Source organism: Frankia sp. CcWB2, assembly GCF_977927585.1.
This window is the reverse complement of sequence record NZ_CDWRCM010000334.1, coordinates 1,214-1,783: the sequence shown is the minus strand read 5'-3', so window position 1 is coordinate 1,783 and position 570 is coordinate 1,214. Positions and strand designations below refer to the sequence as shown.

Here is a 570-nt window from a genome sequence, read left to right as displayed (position 1 = left end):
TAAGAGCACCGATATCGGCTACATCATCGTGGCATCGGTGCGCGTGCTGGGAGCCAACGCCATCCGAAACGGTGGCCTATATACGCTGACGCATCATCGGGGCGTGCAGGTAATTATGGCCGAGAAGGTTACGGCTGGGGCCGGTGAGGCCGAGGGGGCGGCCGACGATCAGGCGGTATCGCCTGCGGAACGTTTCGAGGCGCAAGTGCAACATGCGGTGGCGGAACTGTACCGGAACCGGAGGACGGGATGATGGCTAAGGTAGCGGGAGTAGTCGCGCCATCCCTGGCTCCCGCCGGATTGCTGGTTGGTACTGGGCGGAGCAAGCGGGCTGTGATCTGCTTGCGGGTATCGACCCTCAAGCAGGTTGGCCGCGACGATGACCCGGACGGCTACTCTTTGCCTGCCCAGCGGGAGGCCTGCGAACGCAAAGCCGCCAGCCTTGACGCTGAGGTAGTGGCAGTATTCGTCGACCGGGGCGAGTCCGCCAAGACTGCCGACCGCAAAGAATTTCAAAAGATGATAGCCTTCGTTAAACAGCAGGGCGACATCGACTATGTCATCTTGGAC

General features: G+C 61.4%; 2 protein-coding genes. Both read left to right on the top strand.

Annotated features, from left to right (window positions below; genetic code table 11):
• Positions 1-253 (top strand): hypothetical protein (locus ACY45C_RS21315; protein WP_462189335.1); only part of this gene is annotated, 253 nt, incomplete at its 5' end.
• A gap of 80 nt (positions 254-333) precedes the next feature.
• A partial coding sequence (locus ACY45C_RS21310; protein WP_462189334.1) for a recombinase family protein occupies positions 334-570 on the top strand: 237 nt, incomplete at its 3' end.